Below are 4,303 nucleotides of genomic sequence, written 5' to 3'. Positions count from 1 at the left end.
AACGTCACCCTTTCTCATAGATTATTAAGAAAGAATAACGTTTTTTTGTACTTGGGGGTAGTAAAAAATCTTAAGTTGATGGGCATGTATGGTGAGGCCTAATAGAAAATTTCTTTGGGATTATGAAGTCGGAGTTCCTCTACATAAAAGAATTTGAAAATGTAGAGCACTTTAAAATAGAATTAGAAATATATATAGATTATTATAATACGAAACGGATTAAGGCAAATTTCAAAGTGCCTAATGAAATAACCGTGTCTAACTATGAGGGGTCACTTCAATGTATGGTGACCTCTCATAGTTTAAAAGTTCTACCCACCTTGAAAATTGTGGGAATGAAAGATATATCTAATCCTCTAAAAGGGAAACGGATTCATTTTAAGACGATTGAATAGGAACGTGACTACTAAAAGGTCCAGGTTGAATATTAAAGCAGTACCATTGGCGCAAAAAAGAGATGTGTGTGGGACCATTCTCCATTCAGATTAGGAATCCCAGTAAACATCTCATGCCGACAACAAACGATTTTCCAATTTCAATATCATTGGTAACCACCTTCGCACAGGAAACTGCCATGATAACGCTTGTATCGAGTCATTTTTCTCTCATTTAAAACCGGAGATGTTGTATTTGAATCATTTTAAAACAGAAGAAGCTTTTAATACAAGCACTTGAAGATTATATTTACTTTTATAACTATAAACCTTTCTAAAAATGTCTCAATCATCGAGCTCCGATAGAACATTGAATATCGATGGCTGCTTAGTCTTTTTCATAATGTTTGTAAGGCCAATAGTAAGATGGCCCCTGTATGACTTCAAAAAATATAAAATCAAAAAGTGTTGTTTTCCGTGCAGATGCTGCTTATGATAGTCAGCGCATTTATGAAATTCTATAATCCTGTGACATCTTTGGTAAACAGTTAATGAAAGAGCATAGGAAAATTGAACAACAGTTTAGTACTCCCAAAGATAAAAGACTATAACAGTCATTTTACGGTCAAAATCGCTATCTACTGGATGTTGAGCTGGTTCTTTGATTCATAACATTGTGTTTTTCCCATCAGGATTGTTAAAAATTTCACTCCAGGACCCTTTATAGTTTACAACAATTTACAGAACTGTTATAAACTATAAATTCTCGTTTTATTATAGAATATAACTGTAAATCAATATATTGACCATTTTCAAATTCATACTCTCGAAGTGTTCCTTCAAGTGTAAATCCACTTTTTTTCAAGGTCATTTGACAACCTTTATTTCTTGGATCTACCAAGGCTTCTACTCTGTTGTATTGATTTTTTAAAAAGGAAAATTCTAACACTTTTTGAATGCATTCACTCATAATTCCCTTGTTCCAATGTGCTTGTTGGAGTTTAAACCCTATTTCAATACGATTATGAATAGGTTCAAAACCAAAAACACCGATATCTCCAATATATTTATTACTCTTCTTATCAGCAATAATCCATCTAAACCCTTGATTATTTTTAGCAAGACTTTGAAACCACAAAATTTCTTCCTTTGCGCCTTCTAGATTGGCACATGGTTTCATTCCATAATATTCCATTACGTCCTGATCACTTATAATTCGAAATAATTCTTCTGCGTCAGCTATCGATGCTTCTCTTATTCTAATACTATTATTTTCAAAAATTGTAGCCATGGTTCCTCCCCTTAACTTTTCATAGAACATATCATCTACGTTATTGTACAATCATCCTTTTTCATTTATTGAGACAATAAAATTATAAAATATATCTCGAAAATTATAAATAAAAAGAATTTAAATAAAAAATACTCTTATATAGAGCTTCTAAAAAATCAAAATATCTTGACGTTAGATACAACTAGGAGACCTTTTACGGTTTTACATTAATATGTTCTATAAATTAACAAATTGAATTTATAAGCATATATCCATTGTTTCATGATAACACAGTTTCTTTCAATAACTGTCATACACGTTCACTCATATTTAATCTAACGCTTTTAGAAAAGTTCTATTAGAATTATACACAACACCTCTAGTGTAGAACAAACATGAGCTTTATATCTCTATACCAACCATAACGAGTGGATTCTGCCCTTTTGTTTTCCTCCATAAGGGCAGAACTAGCAATTAAAACACATGGGATCAATCTGGGACTTGAAAGGTCGTAGAGTCAAATATACAAGTATGATCAAAATAGGTAGAAAGAATATATCTCTGATTTCAGCTTATAGAATCGTAATAAATACGATTTAAACGAAAGATACAAAAGACGCGCTAAAGCCTGTTGAAGTTTCTAATTGACTACATAGTTGAGTCAGAGATAGAGTATCAAATTGTTGACCAAGTCATACAAACACAGACAAGAAATTGTACTCTTGATACTTACTACTTTGTTTCGTCCGACTGTTTATTTAGTTATAAATTAAATGTAACGGGAGGAGTATATAAATACACCTTCAGTGAATAAAGATAATCCTTGCTTATAACTTCCAAAATATTCTAGTCCTTAGTTGAGTAAAAATAATATTTTTGTTTAAGAAGATAGATGAATTAGATATTTGTGTCATTTTTACTAATTCTGCATTTATTAGTTATGATAAAAGAAGTTTGGAGTTTAATGAAAAATTTTCAAATGATTTTATTTGTGACGAATGCTTGAGTGCTTCTACATTAGATTCAAATTTAATTGGTCCTACACTCCCACCTATTCCGGCATTTACTTTACCTACCGGACCTACTGGGGACACTGGACCTACTGGATCTACCGGGGCCATTCCAACGAACAATTTCGGATTTTACTCTACAGATACAAGTATTACCTATCCAGCTAGTTCAATTCTTCAAATGAATCAAAATAATTTACAAAATGGAAATGTAACGTTGACAGATCCTACTACTATTACACTTTCACAAATAGGTTACTATTGGGTTGAATGGAGTGCTGAGGTTACTTCAGTAGCACAGGGAAATCATCAAATTTCTTTATTTGTTAATAGTACACTTGTGGATGGATCTAGTAATGCAATTGGTGTAATTAATAATATATCTAACAGTGGAATTCCAATATCTGGGGGTGCATTATTGAATATAATTACTACAAATTCAACCTTACAAACTACGTTGTCAGCTCCTGCTAATAATACAGTAGTAACCCATTTTAGCATACGAATCGTACAAATTTCTTAATTATTAATTGCTTAATACTAATTAGTATAGTAAAAAATCATTATTTTAATTTTTTATCTGTCGATTTAGCTTGACAAACACATAACTTAAAAGAGTTCCGTACAGATAGGTCAAAAAAGGTAATGATCTTTAGATAAAGATCGAAAAACTTGCTTTTTTTCCTAAAAATACTACCTGTTCCGTACGGAACAGGTAGTATTATATAAGGTTAAGAAGAGAAAAATAAAAAAATCAGTAATATCAAGGGTTTATAATGTATAGAGTGTACTCAAAAGAAAACACCTAAAAAATACTAATAGAAAAGATGACAATATAAAATTAAAGATTAGTAAATTATGTTTTAATCATTTTTATTTACAAAATTTTTTAAGTTACTTTATCTAATCTATCTTTGGAGACGAAAACATAATCAGCCTAACCACATATCCATCAACTTAAGAACTGAAACAAAAACAAAACTACTTTCGTATTTAAGCCCTCAGGGCTGAGCATAAAGCCTACTACATAATCGAACCAGGAGGATCCAAATGCAAATAGTAGCTAAGTCTGTACCAGAAAACATCACCATTTCAAATTCTAGTTTATTTAGAAGGGAAAAAAGTCTCTTAAGCTAATGCATGTGTCACTCCCCCAAGAATATGGCATTTGGATTGGGTTAATCCTAGGTTGTTTTAGTTATAATTCATTTAGTTAAATCTTAATTAGAAATTCTTTGAATATAGATTACTCAATGAAGTGGAATTTTTAAATTTTTTAAAAGTAATTATAAAAGACATATATTCTAATTGTAGAACTTATTAAAAATTGAAATATTAATTAATATTCCTATTGCTATCAAATTGACCATTAAAGAACTTCCACCAAAACTTATAAATGGAAATGGAGTACCCGTAAGAGGAAATAGTCCTGTAATACCACCTAAATTTACAATGGATTGCATGCCAATCATACAACCTATACCAATTGCTATAAAACTGCCGAATGGATCTACACATAACTGTGCAATTTTTAAAGAGCGAAGTACTATAGTCAAAACTCCAGCCAATAGAATAAATACACCAATAAATCCTAGTTCTTCAGAAACTATTGCCATTATAAAATCAGTGTGTGGTTCTGGAAGATA

At 31.1% G+C, this 4,303-nt stretch carries 3 protein-coding genes and 4 pseudogenes; 4 read left to right on the top strand and 3 right to left on the bottom strand.

The window, feature by feature from the left end; genetic code table 11:
- Positions 1 to 98: 98 nt before the first annotated feature.
- The 3 pseudogenes from ATL10_RS32430 to ATL10_RS32420 form a co-directional block, all read left to right on the top strand.
- Positions 99 to 239: pseudogene (locus ATL10_RS32430) on the top strand (IS3 family transposase); the annotation flags it as partial.
- Positions 240 to 540: 301 nt separating this feature from the next.
- A pseudogene (locus ATL10_RS32425) lies at positions 541 to 712 on the top strand (IS3 family transposase); the annotation flags it as partial.
- Positions 713 to 791: 79 nt separating this feature from the next.
- A pseudogene (locus tag ATL10_RS32420) lies at positions 792 to 1,101 on the top strand (hypothetical protein); the annotation flags it as partial.
- Here ATL10_RS32420 and ATL10_RS30280 read toward each other — a convergent pair.
- Together ATL10_RS30280 and ATL10_RS32415 are read right to left on the bottom strand one after the other, a co-directional pair.
- A complete protein-coding gene (locus ATL10_RS30280) occupies positions 1,096 to 1,665 on the bottom strand; it encodes a GNAT family N-acetyltransferase (protein ID WP_181419370.1) in 570 nt (189 codons plus the stop codon). The pseudogene ATL10_RS32420 and the gene ATL10_RS30280 sit on opposite strands and share 6 nt — an antisense overlap.
- 359 nt (positions 1,666 to 2,024) lie before the next feature.
- A pseudogene (locus ATL10_RS32415) lies at positions 2,025 to 2,140 on the bottom strand (ISNCY family transposase); the annotation flags it as partial.
- 461 nt (positions 2,141 to 2,601) lie between these two features.
- Here ATL10_RS32415 and ATL10_RS32145 point away from each other — a divergent pair.
- The gene (locus ATL10_RS32145) at positions 2,602 to 3,180 is read left to right on the top strand and encodes an exosporium leader peptide-containing protein (RefSeq protein WP_276567464.1); all 579 of its coding nucleotides are present in this window, start codon (positions 2,602 to 2,604) and stop codon (positions 3,178 to 3,180) included.
- Between the two features lie 781 nt (positions 3,181 to 3,961).
- Here the strand turns inward: ATL10_RS32145 and ATL10_RS30270 are convergent.
- Positions 3,962 to 4,303: FtsW/RodA/SpoVE family cell cycle protein (locus tag ATL10_RS30270; RefSeq protein ID WP_181419369.1), on the bottom strand; the 342-nt coding region annotated here is incomplete at its 5' end.

Origin of the sequence: Bacillus sp. 196mf (genome assembly GCF_003217275.1) — a bacterium.
Classification (GTDB): domain Bacteria; phylum Bacillota; class Bacilli; order Bacillales; family Bacillaceae_G; genus Bacillus_A; species Bacillus_A thuringiensis_S.
Note: the sequence above shows the minus strand (reverse complement) of the source record. Positions and strands in the feature narration are given on the sequence as shown.